The 1109-nt window shown below is 68.0% G+C and carries 1 protein-coding gene; it reads right to left on the bottom strand.

Annotated elements, in window-relative coordinates:
- On the bottom strand, positions 1 to 991 hold a 991-nt coding region (locus ABD230_RS19115; RefSeq protein ID WP_344379046.1), incomplete at its 3' end, for an IS481 family transposase.
- Between the last annotated feature and the right edge of the window lie 118 nt (positions 992 to 1109).

Here is a 1109-nt window from a genome sequence, read left to right as displayed (position 1 = left end):
TGTGCTGTCCAGGCAGGTTGTTGAGTCTGCTGATGGGCGGGGCTCCGATCGCGGAGTGGCGCCTGTGCTGATTGTAGAAGTGCAGCCAGCCGGGCAGGGCATCTCTGCGCTCGGTCTCTGAGCCGTAGAAGCGGGCGTAGGCCCAGCCGTCGGCGAGGGTTCGGTGGAAGCGTTCGATCTTGCCGTTGGTCTGCGGACGGTACGGGCGGGTCTTCTTCATCGTGATGCCGAGCTCGATGCACGCGTCGCGCCAGTCGTAGGACTTGTACGCCGACCCGTTGTCGGAGATCACCCGTTCGATCGTTACGCCGCGGTCGGCGAACCAGGCGACCGCGCGGCGCAGGACCGCGACCGCGGTCGGGGCTTTCTCGTCGGCGCAGATCTCGGCGTAGGCCACGCGCGAGTGGTCGTCGATGACGGTATGCACGTAGGCGGTACCGACCCGCGGTTCGTAGCGGTGGTTCCGGTTCCCGGTGCGGCGGGCGGTGGCCTCGCGATTCTTCTCGCCCTGAGCCCGCCCGAGGAAGCGCCACCCGCCGCCGTCGGGGATGTTGCCGAACTTGGTGACATCGACGTGGATCAGCGAGCCGGGGTGGTCGTGCTCGTAGCGGCGGATCGGTTCACCGGTGACGCGGTCGATGCGGCTGAGCCGGTTGATGCGGCAGCGCACGAGGACGGCGTGCACGGTCGAGGTCGGCAGCCCGAGTTCGCCGGCGATCTGCGCCGGACCGAGTCGGCGGCGCCACCGGGCCTTGACGATCCGCTTGACCGTCGGCAGCGGCGTCTTGGCCGGCATCGACCGGGGCCGGCTCGAGCGGTCGGTCATCCCGGCCGGCCCTTCGCTGCGGTAGCGGGCGGCCCATTTCCGGGCGGTCACGGCCGAGACCATGAACGTCTTCGCCGCGACCGCGATCGGCCAGCGGTCATCGACGATCAGACGAGCCAGGCGAAGACGAGCGCGCGGAGTCAGCAGCGCGTTAGCGTGGGACACGAAGGCCTCCAGTTGTCGAAGCGGTTCCTTGAACAGCTCCACTTCACAACCGGAGGTCTTCGCCTTTCAGCAGATCAGGGCCGTGTCCCGAAACAACGTCCTTGGACATCACAGCTAG

The organism is Agromyces tropicus (assembly GCF_039531345.1).
Classification (GTDB): Bacteria; Actinomycetota; Actinomycetes; order Actinomycetales; family Microbacteriaceae; genus Agromyces; species Agromyces tropicus.
Note: the sequence above shows the minus strand (reverse complement) of the source record. Positions and strands in the feature narration are given on the sequence as shown.